The sequence below is a fragment of the Aeromonas sp. R2-2 genome (assembly GCF_040908355.1).
GTDB lineage: Bacteria > Pseudomonadota > Gammaproteobacteria > Enterobacterales > Aeromonadaceae > Aeromonas > Aeromonas veronii.
In genome coordinates this window covers 1-14,400 of sequence record NZ_JBFODQ010000030.1, presented here as the reverse complement: position 1 = coordinate 14,400, position 14,400 = coordinate 1, and the positions used below count along the sequence as shown (strand labels likewise).

The window sequence follows — 14,400 nt, the reverse complement described above, 5'->3', positions numbered from 1 at the left end:
AACAAACACAGGGATAGCACCATGAGCAAAATTTATGAGGACAACAGCCAGACTATCGGTCACACCCCGCTGGTTCGTCTCAACCGTGTTACCAAAGGCCGCGTGCTGGCCAAGATCGAGAGCCGCAACCCCAGCTTCAGCGTCAAGTGCCGTATCGGTGCCAACCTGATCTGGGATGCCGAGAAGCGCGGCATCCTGACCAAGGGTAAGGAGATCATCGAGCCCACCAGCGGCAACACGGGTATTGCTCTGGCCTTTGTCGCCGCTGCTCGCGGCTATCCCATTACCCTGACCATGCCGGCCACCATGAGCCTGGAGCGCCGCAAGCTGCTCAAGGCGCTCGGCGCCAATCTGGTGTTGACCGAAGGGCCGCTCGGCATGAAAGGGGCCATTGCCAAGGCCAACGAGATCCTCGCATCCGAGCCGGGCAAGTATGTGCTGTTGCAACAGTTTGAAAACCCGGCCAACCCGGAGATCCACGAAAAGACCACCGGCCCCGAGATTTGGGATGCCACTGACGGCGAGGTGGATGTGTTCGTGGCCGGGGTCGGTACCGGCGGCACCATTACCGGTGTTTCCCGTTATCTGAAGCAGACTCAGGGCAAGGCGGTGGTCTCTGTCGCGGTCGAACCGGCCGAGTCGCCGGTCATCAGCCAGAAGCTGGCCGGTGAAGAGATTAAACCGGGCCCCCACAAGATCCAGGGTATCGGCGCCGGTTTCATTCCGGGCAACCTCGACCTCTCCCTGATTGACCGGGTTGAGCAGGTGACCAGCGATGAGGCCATCGAGATGGCCCGCCGCCTGATGGAGGAGGAGGGGATCCTGGCCGGTATCAGCTCCGGGGCTGCAGTGGTAGCTGCCAGCCGTCTGGCCGAGCTGCCGGAGTTCGAAGGAAAAACGATTGTCGTCATCCTGCCGAGCGCGGCGGAGCGCTACCTCTCCAGCGCCCTGTTTGCCGGGGTGTTCAGCGAGCAGGAGCTGCAGCAGTAACTGATCGGAATCTTTCAAAACAGCGGCGCTCCCAGGAGCGCCGCTTCTTTATGGGCTAGACTCAACCCCTGTTAGTGTCACTTGATCCTTATTTTTTGGGGTAAAATAACAAGTTCCGGAGTGAGAAAAAAAGCAGACATTCCGCTCTAAATCTCATATTCTGTGCGGCGTCACGCGGTGTTTGCTGGCTCGGTATCACAAAGTAACAAAGTGTTATTTTTCGTTATAAAATAATTTCAAGCCAGTCCTGATGCGGCTTGTAGCCCAATAACGGAAAATTGCCAACCAGCGCGCCGATTACTGCACAGAAACTTGACCTGGATTAAACCATTGCGGGTCTGCTTTCGTTACTTTACAACATATCCATACTGACACGGTGGGTCAGGTTGCTTCAAAAACGACCAATCCACCAAAAAATATCAATAATATGGGGTGAAACCATGTACGAGAAGTCTGTTGTTATTACTGCTGAAAACGGCCTGCACACCCGTCCGGCAGCTCAGTTCGTGAAAGAAGCCAAAGAATTCCAAAGCGAGATCACTGTGGTCTCCGGTGGCAAGTCCGCTAGCGCCAAGAGCCTGTTCAAGCTGCAGACCCTGGGCCTGACCAAGGGTACCAACGTAACTATCCAGGCTGATGGCCCGGATGCTCAGCAAGCTGTTGAGAAGCTGGTTGCCCTGATGGACGAGCTGGAGTAATCCAGCTTTAGATTCCTCCCCCACAGTCGTTTTAATAGGAAGGATTATGATATCTGGCATTCTTGCGTCCCCCGGTATCGCATTCGGTAAGGCGCTTCTTCTGAAAGAAGATGAAATCGTTATCAATCAGGGCAAAATCTCTGCTGACCAGATTGATGCCGAGATCAACCGTTTCCTCGAAGCTCGTACCAAGTCAGCTACCCAGCTGGAAGCCATCAAAGAGATGGCCGGTCGCACCTTCGGTGAGGAAAAAGAGGCCATCTTCGAAGGCCACATCATGCTGCTCGAAGATGAGGAGCTGGAAGGGGATATCAAATCCTTCATCAAAGAGAACAAGGCTTCCGCTGACAAAGCCATCTATGAGGTGATCGAACAGTACGCCAAGATGATGGCCGAGCTGGATGACCCTTATCTGCGCGAACGCGCTACCGACTTCCGTGACATCGGTACCCGTCTGGTCAAGAACGTACTGGGCATCGCCGTTGTCAACCTGAGCACCATCGACGAAGAGGTGATCCTGGTCGCCAAAGACCTGACCCCGTCTGAAACTGCTCAGATCAACCTGAAATATGTGCTGGGTTTCGTCACCGACATCGGTGGCCGTACCTCTCACACCTCCATCATGGCCCGCTCCCTGGAGCTGCCGGCCGTGGTAGGCACCAACGACATCACCGAGCGCGTCAAGAACGGTGACATGCTGGTGCTGGATGCGATCAACAACCAGATCATCATCAATCCGACCGCTGAACAGCTGACCGAAGCCAAGAAGTTCCAGGCTCAGTTCCAGGCCGAGAAAGATGAGCTGGCCAAGCTGAAAGATCTGCCTGCCATCACGCTGGATGGTCACCAGGTCGAAGTGTGCGCCAACATCGGTACCGTCAAGGATACCGAAGGTGCCATCCGCAATGGCGCCGAAGGCGTGGGTCTGTACCGTACCGAGTTCCTGTTCATGGACCGTGACGCGCTGCCGACCGAAGAAGAGCAGTTCAAAGCCTACAAAGAAGTGGCCGAAGCGATGCCGGATCAGCCGATCATCGTGCGCACCATGGACATTGGCGGCGACAAAGAGCTGCCCTACATGAATTTCCCGAAAGAGATGAACCCCTTCCTGGGCTGGCGTGCTGTGCGTATTTTCTTCGACCGCGAAGACATCATGCACGCTCAGCTGCGGGCCATTCTGCGCGCCTCTGCCTTCGGCAAATTGCGCATCATGTTCCCGATGATCATCTCTGTCGAAGAGTTCCGTAGCCTGAAAGCTACCGTAGAGACGCTGAAAGCCGAATTGCGTGCCGAAGGCAAAGCCTTTGATGAATCCATCGAAGTGGGTATCATGATCGAGACCCCGGCCGCTGCCGTGATGGCTCATCATCTGGCCAAGGAAGTGGATTTCTTCAGTATCGGTACCAACGACCTGACCCAGTACACCCTGGCTGTCGATCGTGGTAACGAGATGATCTCCGCCATGTACAACCCGCTGTCACCCTCCGTCCTGACCCTGATCAAGATGGTTATCGATGCGTCCCACGCCGAAGGCAAGTGGACCGGTATGTGTGGTGAACTGGCTGGTGACGAGCGCGCTACCCTGCTGCTGCTGGGTATGGGTCTGGATGAGTTCTCCATGAGCGCCATCTCTGTACCGCGTATCAAGAAGCTTATCCGCAACACCAACTTCGAAGATGTGAAGGCAATGGCTGATCAAGCACTGAGCTTTGCCACCGCCGCTGAAATCGAAGCATGCGTAGATAACTTTATTAAGCAGAAGGCAGTCTGCTAAGATCGGCTGCAAACAGCGACAAATCATCTCTAGGAGCTTTATATGGGTCTGTTCGACAAACTGAAGAAACTGGTTTCCGACGATAGCTCTGACACCGGTGGCATCGAAATCTTTGCTCCGCTGTCTGGCGAAATCGTGCCGATCGAAGATGTGCCTGACGTTGTCTTCGCCGAGAAGATCGTTGGTGACGGTATCGCCATCAAGCCGGCTGGCAACAAGATGGTTGCTCCGTGCGATGGTACCATCGGCAAGATTTTCGAGACCAACCATGCGTTCTCTCTGGAATCCGACTCCGGTATCGAGCTGTTCGTTCACTTCGGTATCGACACCGTTGAACTGAAAGGCGAAGGCTTCAAGCGTATCGCTCAGGAAGGCCAGCAGGTCAAGCGTGGCGACACCATCATCGAGTTCGATCTGGCCGTTCTGGAAGCGAAAGCCAAGTCTACCCTGACTCCGGTTGTCATCTCCAACATGGACGAGATCAAAGAGCTGATCAAAATGACTGGTGCCGTGACTGTGGGCGAGACCCCGGTTATCCGTATCAAGAAGTAATGCCCGGCTGGCTCACGCCAGTTGCGTAGTAAAAAACCGAAGCCTTGTGCTTCGGTTTTTTTATGGCCGCGAGTCGGCTTCCCTTTCTGGTGATCACTCTATTCCGTCGAGATGACAACCCGGTTACGGCCCTGATCCTTGGCCTGATAAAGGGCCCGGTCGGCCATCATCAGCAGATAGTCGATGCTCTCCTGCCCCTTCATGCTGGCACACCCCAGACTGATGGTGAGCGATAGCTGCGTCCCCTGCCATGGCAAGCGGGTGATACTGACATGCTGGCGCAGCTGTTCGGCGCGCCGTGCTGCCTGTTCAATATCGCAACCAGGCAGGATCAGCAGGAACTCCTCTCCGCCCCAACGGGCCAGACTCTCCCCCGGCAACAGCTGGCCAGCCATGGCGTGGGCGACAGCGCAGAGCGCGGCATCGCCAGCAGGGTGGCCGTAGCGGTCATTGACCTGCTTGAAATGGTCGATATCTCCCAACACCACCGAGAGGGGCTCACCCTGCAACCAAAGGGCTTGCAACTGTTGCTGGGCGCCACGCCGGTTGGTCAGTTCGGTGAGCGGATCGGTGCAGGAGAGGCGGCTCACCTCTTCCACCATGCACTGCAGGTCGTGGATATCGCGAAAGGTGACGATATGGCCATCCGGGATGGCATCGGCACCCAGCTGGGCAGTGACGATAAACCAGCGCGACTGACCGCTCTTGCAGCGGATCAGCGCAGGCATTTCGGCGACCTCCAGCCCTTGCGACAAGCTCTGTTCCACCTGGGAGTGCCAGGAGTCGATGATGGTGCGGCGATACCCTTCATCCGGGTAGGCGACCTGAAACCAGGAGGCCATGTCCGGCAGATCATCAAGGTTGTAGCCCAGCTGCTCAATAAAGGCTTTATTCAGGAAGCGGTGGCGCCGCTGCGGGATCATGTCGGGTGAGCAGCCATCGTGACGGGCAATGGATTCGGACACCAGAATAGGCAGCGGGATCACATCGAAGGAGCGAAACAGGATCTGTTGCAGTTCTCGGTCATTCATAGGAAAAGCGGCTCCACGATGCATCTTTTACATGCTTTACCATAGGTCAGACCTGTTTGGTGGTAAACCGATTTATAGCGGTTCCGCCGCCGGTTTTTCAGCCAATGGCAAAGGCGAAAAAACGGTGGAGTTGTTTGCCGTGGCCGTATCGGGTGAAAGCTGGGCAGGCTGAGGAGAAGGGGCAGAGCAAAAGGGTCAAAAAAACCCACATGGTCAGGCACATGTGGGTCGGGAAAAACCAGGCAGGGTAAAACAGACACTCCCTGTGTCGGTCATCTTCAGCTCAGGTGGAGGTGGTCCATCTGCTGGAGCTTTTCGGGCCAGGGCCCCTGCTGGTGGTCACCAAATCTTCACGCGCTCGGAAGGTGGCAGATAGAGCTTGTCTCCCGGCTTGATGGCAAAGGCGCGATAGAAGGCCGGCATATTGGCGACGACGCCATTGACCCGGTACTCCAGCGGCGAGTGGGGATCTGTCTTGAGCAGAACGGCAGCGAGCTCGGGCCGGTACTTCCCTTTCCACACCTGCGCCCAGCCGATAAAGAATCGCTGCTCGGCGGTGAAGCCATCGAGCACCGCTGGCAGGCGGTTGCCCAGGGCGAGCTGGTACGCCTTGTGGGCGATGGTCAGGCCACCGAGATCGCCGATGTTCTCGCCAAGGGTCAGCTGGCCGTTGACATGCTCCCCCTTGATGGGCTCGAAACGGTCGTACTGTTTCGCCAGTTTTTGCGCTCTGGCGGTGAACTCCTTGAGATCGGCCGGAGCCCACCAGTTGTGCAAGGCACCGTTGCCATCGAATTTGGCCCCCTGATCATCGAAACCATGGCTCAGCTCGTGACCGATGACCGCGCCGATAGCGCCATAGTTGACCGCATCATCCGCCTTCAGATCGAAGTAGGGCGGTTGCAGGATGGCGGCCGGAAAGACGATCTCGTTGTTGTTCGGGTTGTAGTAGGCATTCACCGTCTGCGGATTGTCGAACCACTCCTCCCGATCCACCGGTTGATGGAGGCGGGCAAGGTGCTCGTTGTAACGCACCGTGGCCGCGCGCTGGGCATTGCCGACCAGATCATCGGGACGGATCTCGATTGCGCTGTAATCCTGCCACTGGTCGGGATAGCCGATCTTGACCCGTACCTGCTCCAGTTTCGCCAGCGCCTGCTGTTTGGTCGGAGCAGACATCCAGTCGAGCCCACCGATCTCCTGGCGATAGGCGGCGATCAGATTGCGCACCATGCTCGCCATCTGTGCCTTGGCTTCGGCCGGGAAGTAGCGCTCCACGTAGAGTTTGCCCACCGCCTGACCCAGATAGTCGTCCAGCACCTCCATAGCCTGCTTCCAGGGCTCCCGCTGCCGGGGGATGCCGCTCAGGGTCGTGCCGTAGAAAGCGAAGTGCAGGGCATTGCTCTGGCTGTCGAGATAGGGCGCATAAGTACGTAGCAGATGGAACAGGCAGTAGGATTGCCACTGCGCGATGCTGGTCTCCTGCATCACGGCGGCCAGCTTCTCCAGATAGTCCGGCTCACTGACGATGATCTCGGTTTCCCCGGCGATACCGGCCTCTGCCAGGTAGCGTTGCCAATCCAGGGTGGGCAGCAACTGACTGAGGCGGGCGATGGGCAGTTTGTTGTAGGTGAGGTTGTCATCCCGCCGCTTGACTCTGTCCCACTGCAGGCTGGCGAGGCGGGTCTCCAGCGCCAGAATGCGATGGGCCTGTTCGCTTGCCCCCTCGACGCCGGCATGGTTGAGCAGGGCGGTAATGAACTGCTCGTAGCTGGCCCGCAGAGCCTTGCTGGCGGCATCTGCTTTCAGGTAGTAGTCCCGATCCGGCAGACCGAGGCCGGATTGCTGCAGGTAGATCCCGTAGCTGTCAGGCTGCTTCTTGTCGGCCATGAACCCGATACCAAAGGGAGCGCCGCCCCCCAACTTGTTAACCCGGGCAAAGTAGGTGGCTAGCGAGGCGCCATCATGGATGGCCATGATCTCATCGCGCAGTGGCTGAATGGGCGTCAGCCCTTTGGCATCCCGCCCGGCCTGATCCAGATAGCTGGCGTAGAGATCGGCGATCTGCTGGCGAGGGGTTCCGGCCTGTTGCGGGCGCTTGAGCAGCTCCTCCAGCAACACCTTGCGATCCTCCAGCGACTTGTCCGCCAGCAGATTGCCGATGGTCTGCCCCGGCATGTCATCCGGTATTTGGGTCTGGGCCAGCCAGTTGCCGTTGACGTGGCGAAACAGATCGTCCGCCGCGCGCACGCTGTTATCCATGCTGGCCAGATCCACCCCGGAGTGGCCGCTGGTGGCACCGGCGCATGGCGCGAGGCCAAGCAAGGCCAGCGCAATGAGGCTGGCGATCATGCTGCGTTGCTGTTTCATCTTGTGTGTCCTGTATGGGGTGCCAGTAGTGAATTGGCTATACCCGATGGTCAATCAGCTGCGAACGACCGAGAGGAAGCGACCGTCGTGATTGAAGGTGCAGGTAAAGTCGACCAGATCATCATCGGTCTCGTACTGGCCATAGACCTTGTATCTGTGGCCGCTCTCTTCTGCCGACTCGGTGGTGATATCGCGCGGGGAGACATGGAATTTGCTGGCTGCTTCCCCAGAGCAGTAACGGGGCATCTTGCTGGTGGCCATATGCTGGTCATCGCTATCGTCATGCTGGCCATCATGCTCGTGTTTGTTATCGCTGTGCTTTTTCCCGGCGTAATAGCCAGCGGCGCCGATGGCCCCCAGCGCAGCTGCACCTATCAGGACTTTCTTGGTATCCATATTCTGGCAGCCGCTCAATGCCAGACAGGTGGCCAACCCCATTACCATCAAGGAGTGTTTCATCTCTCGGATCCTTTCAATTATCAAATGAGCAAGTCGGTGTCAGCCGGACGGTGGTCACTGTGCCCGGCGCTGGAATGGCGCCACTTTGCAATGGTCAGGATGAAGAGGACACTCAAATAAAATTAAAAAAAGTTATAAAAATCCGGGAGCCGGAGCGAACGCGGTATGGGGGGCGCGGTGAGGGGAGAAGGGGGCAGGGTTCATCCATGCGGTAAGTAGTGGTGTAGGGCAAGTGTTTGTTTTTAGACTTTTATTTCTCTTTATATTTTATCAAGGGTGGTGGCTGCCTGTTGTGCGGCGGCCAGCCATGTTGGCAATGGATAACTGTCTCTATCGCCATAAACTGGCATAAAAAAGCCGCTCACCTGGGTGAGCGGCTGTTGTCATCAGATCAATGCAGTTCGCTATCAAGCTGGCTGCTTGCCATCTTCTGCGGGCGGCGGCAGGGCGGCGGAGTTGGACTCCACCTTCTGCTCTTCGCCCTGCATGTTTTTGATGTAGACATCCATCTGGTTGAAGGCGATCTCGATGCCGTTCTCGCGGAACAGCTGGTCGATTTTGCGGTTCAACTCGTCCACCGCCGGGTTGCGGTCTCCCAGTTCGCTCACGAAGAAGCGCAGCTCGTGATCCAGCGTGCTGGCGCCAAAGGTGAGGAAGTAGACGATGGGGGCCGGATCTTTCAGCACGCGGCTGTTTTCGTCGGCGGCCTGTTTGAGCAGGGTGCGGGTCAGCTCGAGATCCGAGCCATACGCCACGCCCACCCGCACGATCACCCGGGTGACGGTGTCACTCAGCGACCAGTTGATGAGCCGTTCTGTCATCAGCTGCTGGTTGGGGATGATCACCTCTTTGCGGTCGAAGTCGGTCAGGGTGGTGGCGCGAATGCGGATCCGCGAGACGGTACCGGAGAAGGAGCCGATGGTGACGGTGTCACCGATCCGCACCGGACGCTCGAACAGGATGATGATGCCGGAGACGAAGTTGGAGAGGATCTCCTTCATGCCGAAACCGATACCGACTGACAGACCACCCGCTACCCACTGCAGCTTGTCCCACTGAACACCCATCATCGAGAGAGCGGTGAGGGAGCCAAAGCCGATCAGCACGTAGTTGAGCATGGTGGTGATGGCGTAGGCGGTACCCTGAGCCAGGTTGAGCTTGGAGAGCACCAGCACCTCCAGCAAGCCCGGCAGGTTGCGCGCCAGTGACCAGGCACCGCCGAGCAGCAGGAAGCCGATCAGCACGTCACTCAGGCTGATGGGGAACAGCACGGCGTTGGCGCCGGTGCCTTCACTGCGGTGCCACAGCACCATGCTGTCGAGGTAGGAGAAGACCGCGACCAGATCGGACCAGAGCCAGTAGAAGGCGACGCCGAAGATCAGCATCAGCACGGTACGGGTCAGACGCAGGGACTGCTGGCTGACATCCTCCAGATCCATGGGCTGCTCTTCGATGGACTCGCCACCTTCCGCATCTTCCGAAGATTTGTGCTCACGCTTGGCCACCGCACGGCGGTAGGCCAGACGACGGGCCGCCAGCTCCAGACCACGCAGGGCGGTGCGGTAGACCAGGCTCCAGATGATGATGAGGTAGAAGGATTCGATCAGGCGACCGGTCAGCTTCAGCGCGGTGTAGTAGTAACCGAGCACCGCCAGCACGATCAGCGCCACCGGCGCCAGCGCCAGAGCGATGGCGATCAGCGACTTCTGCATGCTTGCCTCGCCCTTGATACGGGCGCGGGAGATGGGGAACACCAGATAGGCGGCCAGCCCCAGCAGGGTCAGGGTCATGGCCTGGCCGATCACGTCGTTGCCCAGGGTGGAGGGTTCAACTACCGCCTTGGTCGCGAGCATGATGAGCGGCAGCAGTGGCAACCAGATGTAGCGCATGCTGTTGCGCTTGGCCTGCAGCTCCGCTTTCGGGATCCGGAAGTGGGTTTCGGCGATGCCGCCCGGGCGCATCACCGCCAGATAGACGCTGAACACCAGATAACCGAGGGCGAGGTTCAGGGTGATCTGGAACATCAGCTTGGGACTGAGCAGACCGCAGTAGGTGAGCAGCAGGCCGCCAGCCAGAATGAACATGCTGCCCGGCAGGCGTTGCAGCACGGTATAGAGCAGGGCGCGCGGGGTGTGCCACTGGCTGTCCTGACGGAAACGGCCAAGGTCCTTGGTGATCTTCTTCTCGCGCTCAACCAGCGCCGGACGTTTCCAGACCAGCAGGCCGCCGATCAGCAGCAGCGGGAAGGCGAGCAGGGAGATCCCCAGCAGCTCTTCGCGCCAGCGTTTCCAGTCTGGTTTCAATACCCAGTCGGAGGCCTGTTTGTAGGCCTGGGCGGGCCAGCTGATAAACCACTTGCTGTCGATGGGCTTGTTGCTGCTTACCCAGAAGATGTGTTGCTGCAGGGTAAATTCGATAGAGGCATAGACCCGCGCCAGCTGCTGCTGGGTCAGCTGCAGGCTGATAGCGTTGGTGAGCTGGCTGTCGAGTTGGCGGTTGAGCTGATCGAGCAGATTGATACGGGTATCGAGCAGCTTGGCAAGGCTCTCCTTGTCCTCCTCGCTGACCGGCTCCTTGCTGCCGGCGATCAGATTGTCCAGATAGAGGTTCTTCTGGAACAGCTGGTCACGCTGCTGGCTCAGTTCAAACTGGGCCAGATGGAGATCGGCGATCTGCTCTTCCAGGTTTTTGACGGCGATGGTGGGGGCCGCCTCCAGCTGCTGGTAGAGCTGATAGAGGATGCGCGACAGCAGCAGATTGCCCTTGAGCATCTGCACCTGTTCATTGAGGTTGCGCTCGGTCTGGATGCCGCGCTCCAGCCAGCTCTTGGCTTGCAGGTTTTTTTGTACCAGCGAGTTGAGGCTGGTGGTGGCACCGATCAGCTGCTGGCTGAGCTGGTGGTTGAGCTCCTGCTCTTTTTGCACCAGCGGGCTGTCTTCGGTCGCCACCAGTTCACCGGTCTGCTCGGCGGTTTTTTCTGTGTCGCCGAGGCGCTTGGCGCTGCTCTGATCCTGCAACAGCTGCAGTTTCTGCTCTTCGCTGGCGAGACGGGCACTCTGGTAGTCGCGCTGCTTGATCGCCAGATCCTGCATGCTGGTACGGTTATCCAGCTCCTTTTGCAGGTGGGCCAGCTGCAGGTCGAGCAGGGCCAGCTCGGCACCGAGCTTCATCTTCTCGGCGCTGGAGACGCTTTCACCGGCGTTGAGACGGGTACGGATCTCCTGACTGCGCTGGTAGGCACGGCTCATGCTGGCCTGGGCTCGCTCCGGCAGGGTCTGCAAGCTGGTGAGCTGGCTGCCGATGGCGCCGAGAGCCTCTTGGGCCGCCTGCATGTTGGCCAGCACTTCCGGCTGACGGCTGTCGAGCTCTGCCAGACTCATGCTGGCGTATTCGCTCTTGATCTGCTCGGCACTCTTGCCCTTGGTCAGGGCATCGAGTTTGGCGCTGATCTCTCTGAGTTCGGTGGGCAGGTTGCGGATCCGCTGGGCCTGGGTCTTGGCCTTCGCCTCTTCCTTGTCGATGCTGTCGAGCAGGCCGAGGGTTTCGGTCAGCAACTTCTGATCCGCTTGCTGACTGACGGTCAGGGTTTCTGATTTACCCAGACCATCCAGCGCTCGCTGAACGGCGTTGCGAGAGGGGACATCTTGCGCCATGGCTTGCGGGACGCAGAGGCTGGCGAGGAGACAGAGCAGCGGCAACAAGGTCGCCGAGACTCTTTTAAAACGTATTGAGGGCATATAACTTCCGGGTTATTACGCGATATTCGGGAGATTTCCCGCATAGATTAAATTCGCGTGGATTCTAACACCGGGCTTGTCAGGTAAGCAGGGGGGAGGGACAAAAAAAACGGCGCCCGCAGGCGCCGTTTTCAACTCGTTCAGCTCTGATTAAAGAACGTGAACAGAAGCGGTGTTGGTGGTGCCGCTCGGTACCAGAGCACCGGAGACCATCACAACCACGTCACCTTTCAGACCCATGCCGATTTCCAGCGCGGCTTCTTTACCGATGCGATAGAAATCGTCGGTAGAGGCGATGCTGTCAACCACGTGAGCAACCACACCCTTGGTCAGAACCAGCTGGGCAGCAGTTTTCTTGTTGGTGGTGATAGCCAGGATCCAGGCTTTCGGGAAGTACTTGCGAATGGCCTTGGCAGACTTGCCGCCTTCGGTCGCGACCACGATCAGCGGGGCGTCCAGCTTCTCGGAGGTCTCTACGGCGCCTTTACATACGGCTTCGGTGATGCGCAGCTTGTTGCTGTCGTTGGCAGCAGACAGGTTGGACGGCATCACGGCATCGGTACGCTCGCAGATGGTGGCCATGATGGTCACGGCTTCCAGCGGGTACTTACCCTTGGCGGATTCACCGGACAGCATGACTGCGTCGGTACCGTCCAGGATGGCGTTGGCCACGTCACCAGCTTCGGCGCGGGTCGGACGCGGGTTCTTGATCATGGAGTCCAGCATCTGGGTGGCAGTGATAACCACTTTGCGGGCTTTGTTGCACTTGGCGATGATCATCTTCTGGGCGAAGATAACTTCTTCAACCGGGATCTCTACACCCATGTCGCCACGAGCAACCATGATGCCGTCGGAAACAGCCAGGATCTCGTCGAAGTTGTCCAGACCTTCCTGGTTTTCGATCTTGGAGATGATCTGGATGTTCTCGCCACCGTGGGCTTTCAGGTGCTCACGGATTTCCAGAACGTCTTCTTTCTTACGGATGAAAGAAGCAGCAACGAAATCAACGCCTTGCTCGCAACCGAAGATCAGGTCGCGCTTGTCTTTCTCGGCCAGGGCCGGCAGCTTGATGGAGACGCCCGGCAGGTTAACGCCTTTGTTCTCGCCCAAGTCACCGTTGTTCAGCACTTTACAGATAACTTCGCGCTCGGTGATTTCGATAACGTCCAGACCGATCAGGCCGTCATCAACCAGGATGCGGTTGCCGACGCGCAGATCGTTGGCGAAACCTGCATAGGTCACGGCCACTTTGTCTTTGTTGCCAACCACGGTCTGGTCGGTGGTGAAGGTGAAAGTCTGGCCTGCGACCAGCGCGACGTCGTTGCCGCCTTCCAGCTTCATGGTACGGATTTCCGGACCCTTGGTGTCCAGCAGGATAGCTGCGTGCTTGCCGGTCTCGGCCATTACAGCGCGCAGGTTGCTGATGCGGCTGCCGTGCTCGGCGTAGTCACCGTGGGAGAAGTTCAGGCGCATGACGTTCATGCCGGCGTCCAGCATTTTGGCCAGCATTTCTTTGGATTCGGTCTTCGGACCGATGGTGCAGACAATTTTGGTCTTTTTCATGTCAATCTTCATGGTTAAGGAATTTCCGCCGAGCAATATACACCAGTTTTTGGAATCTTTTTATGATCCAGAAACAACGTTTTGACCAGATAACGTTTTCTTTTCAGGGATAACGTTTTCCTGTGAGTCACATTTTAGAGCATACGGCCACAGGTTCGGGCTGAAGGGATACAAATGTTGCCATCTGTGGTTGTTTGGCCGGGTTGAGGTTCAGATGTTGTAAAATGACCACCCGTCCGCTGTCACCGTCTTGTCACCGGCTTGCGCAAAAATGTTAGTTCATTGGCGCACGGGTGAAGGAGGCAGGGATGAAAAACAGCCATGAAACCGGATGGGCTCTGCTCTTGCTGGGCGCAGCCCTGCTGCTGGTTCAGACGCTGCCAGCTCGCTACTGGCCTGACAATGCCGGTCTGCTGGCGATCTTCTCCCATCCGGTGAAAGGGGAGGCGGCCGCCGAGGGATTGGCGTGGCGAGAGTGGCAGGATCACAGTGCCGCGACCCGGATGGCGCTTCGTGCAGCCCGACCGCTGCCGGATGCTCCTCAGCCTTGATATCTATTGCTGCTTACCGGTCGTGAAGGCGTGAAATTATCAACCATTGGTTGATAGTTCTTATCTATTTTGCTGGATTGTTCACTTTTAATGGCAGGGGGATAATCGATTCCAACAGCGATATCCCCTCCGGTATCGCCCCCCTGATACTTTGTTGGAGTCTGCTTTATGTCCCTCGCCCCCGTCTGGTTTATCTCTCACGGCGCACCGGATCTGGTGCTGCGTGAGCAACCCGCCACCCGCTTTCTGCGAACCCTGCGTCTGGGTGAGCTCAAGGGGCTGGTGGTCATCTCCGCCCACTGGTTCAGCCGCGAGCTGCAGATCAACGTCGAGCCCAAACCGGCCTTGATGTACGACTTTTACGGCTTTCCCGAGCCCCTCTACCGGATGCGCTGGCCTGCCAGCAGCCCCGAGTGGTTGCTGCAGGGGGTGAGCGACCAGCTGGCACTGGCCGGACTGACCGCTACCCCGGTGCGGCGCGAGCTGGATCACGGGGTCTGGTCACCGCTCTCCCTGATCGACCCAAACAGCGAGCTCCCGCTGGTGCAGATCTCCATTCCCGCGAGCTTCACTCCGGCCCAATTGTGGCAACTGGGCGAGGTGTTGGGGGCACTGCGCAGTCAGGGGATTGGCATCCTCGCCTCTGGCGCCATTACCCACAACCTGCGGGCGCTG

General features: G+C 58.1%; 11 protein-coding genes. 6 read left to right on the top strand and 5 right to left on the bottom strand.

From position 1 onward, the window contains the following. Positions 1-21: 21 nt before the first annotated feature. The 4 genes from cysK to crr all read left to right on the top strand — a co-directional run bounded on the left by cysK (position 22) and on the right by crr (position 4,014). Positions 22-990 carry a cysteine synthase A gene (gene cysK / locus AB5Z09_RS05575; RefSeq protein ID WP_368194814.1) on the top strand — a complete coding sequence of 323 codons (969 nt, stop codon included), beginning with the start codon at positions 22-24 and terminating at the stop codon, positions 988-990. A gap of 440 nt (positions 991-1,430) precedes the next feature. Then, positions 1,431-1,688: an HPr family phosphocarrier protein gene (locus AB5Z09_RS05570; protein WP_005338266.1), complete on the top strand. Its 258-nt coding sequence runs from the start codon at positions 1,431-1,433 to the stop codon at positions 1,686-1,688. A gap of 46 nt (positions 1,689-1,734) precedes the next feature. Next, positions 1,735-3,462: a phosphoenolpyruvate-protein phosphotransferase PtsI gene (gene ptsI, locus AB5Z09_RS05565; protein WP_019446785.1), complete on the top strand. Its 1,728-nt coding sequence runs from the start codon at positions 1,735-1,737 to the stop codon at positions 3,460-3,462. Between the two features lie 42 nt (positions 3,463-3,504). After that, positions 3,505-4,014: a PTS glucose transporter subunit IIA gene (gene crr / locus AB5Z09_RS05560; protein WP_005338264.1), complete on the top strand. Its 510-nt coding sequence runs from the start codon at positions 3,505-3,507 to the stop codon at positions 4,012-4,014. 98 nt (positions 4,015-4,112) lie between these two features. Here the strand turns inward: crr and AB5Z09_RS05555 are convergent, their stop codons facing one another. The 5 genes from AB5Z09_RS05555 to pykF form a co-directional block, all read right to left on the bottom strand. Next, positions 4,113-5,045: a sensor domain-containing diguanylate cyclase gene (locus AB5Z09_RS05555; protein ID WP_019446787.1), complete on the bottom strand. Its 933-nt coding sequence runs from the start codon at positions 5,043-5,045 to the stop codon at positions 4,113-4,115. Between the two features lie 339 nt (positions 5,046-5,384). Further along, positions 5,385-7,415 (bottom strand): M13 family metallopeptidase, encoded by a 2,031-nt coding sequence (locus tag AB5Z09_RS05550; RefSeq protein ID WP_368194813.1) that lies wholly within the window; start codon positions 7,413-7,415, stop codon positions 5,385-5,387. A 54-nt stretch (positions 7,416-7,469) separates the two neighbouring features. Further along, the gene (locus tag AB5Z09_RS05545) at positions 7,470-7,874 is read right to left on the bottom strand and encodes a hypothetical protein (protein WP_139493571.1); all 405 of its coding nucleotides are present in this window, start codon (positions 7,872-7,874) and stop codon (positions 7,470-7,472) included. 407 nt (positions 7,875-8,281) lie between these two features. Then, complete coding sequence (gene mscK, locus AB5Z09_RS05540) at positions 8,282-11,611, bottom strand: mechanosensitive channel MscK (RefSeq protein ID WP_139462893.1); 3,330 nt, start codon at positions 11,609-11,611, stop codon at positions 8,282-8,284. A gap of 150 nt (positions 11,612-11,761) precedes the next feature. Next, the gene (gene pykF / locus AB5Z09_RS05535; RefSeq protein ID WP_031227651.1) at positions 11,762-13,174 is read right to left on the bottom strand and encodes a pyruvate kinase PykF; all 1,413 of its coding nucleotides are present in this window, start codon (positions 13,172-13,174) and stop codon (positions 11,762-11,764) included. Between the two features lie 308 nt (positions 13,175-13,482). Between pykF and AB5Z09_RS05530 the strand changes: the two genes are divergently transcribed. Then, positions 13,483-13,725, top strand: a complete 243-nt coding sequence (locus tag AB5Z09_RS05530) for a hypothetical protein (protein WP_040065862.1) — start codon at positions 13,483-13,485, stop codon at positions 13,723-13,725. A 168-nt stretch (positions 13,726-13,893) separates the two neighbouring features. Further along, positions 13,894-14,400, top strand: a 507-nt coding sequence (locus AB5Z09_RS05525; protein ID WP_368194812.1) for a class III extradiol ring-cleavage dioxygenase, incomplete at its 3' end; no start/stop codon positions are given.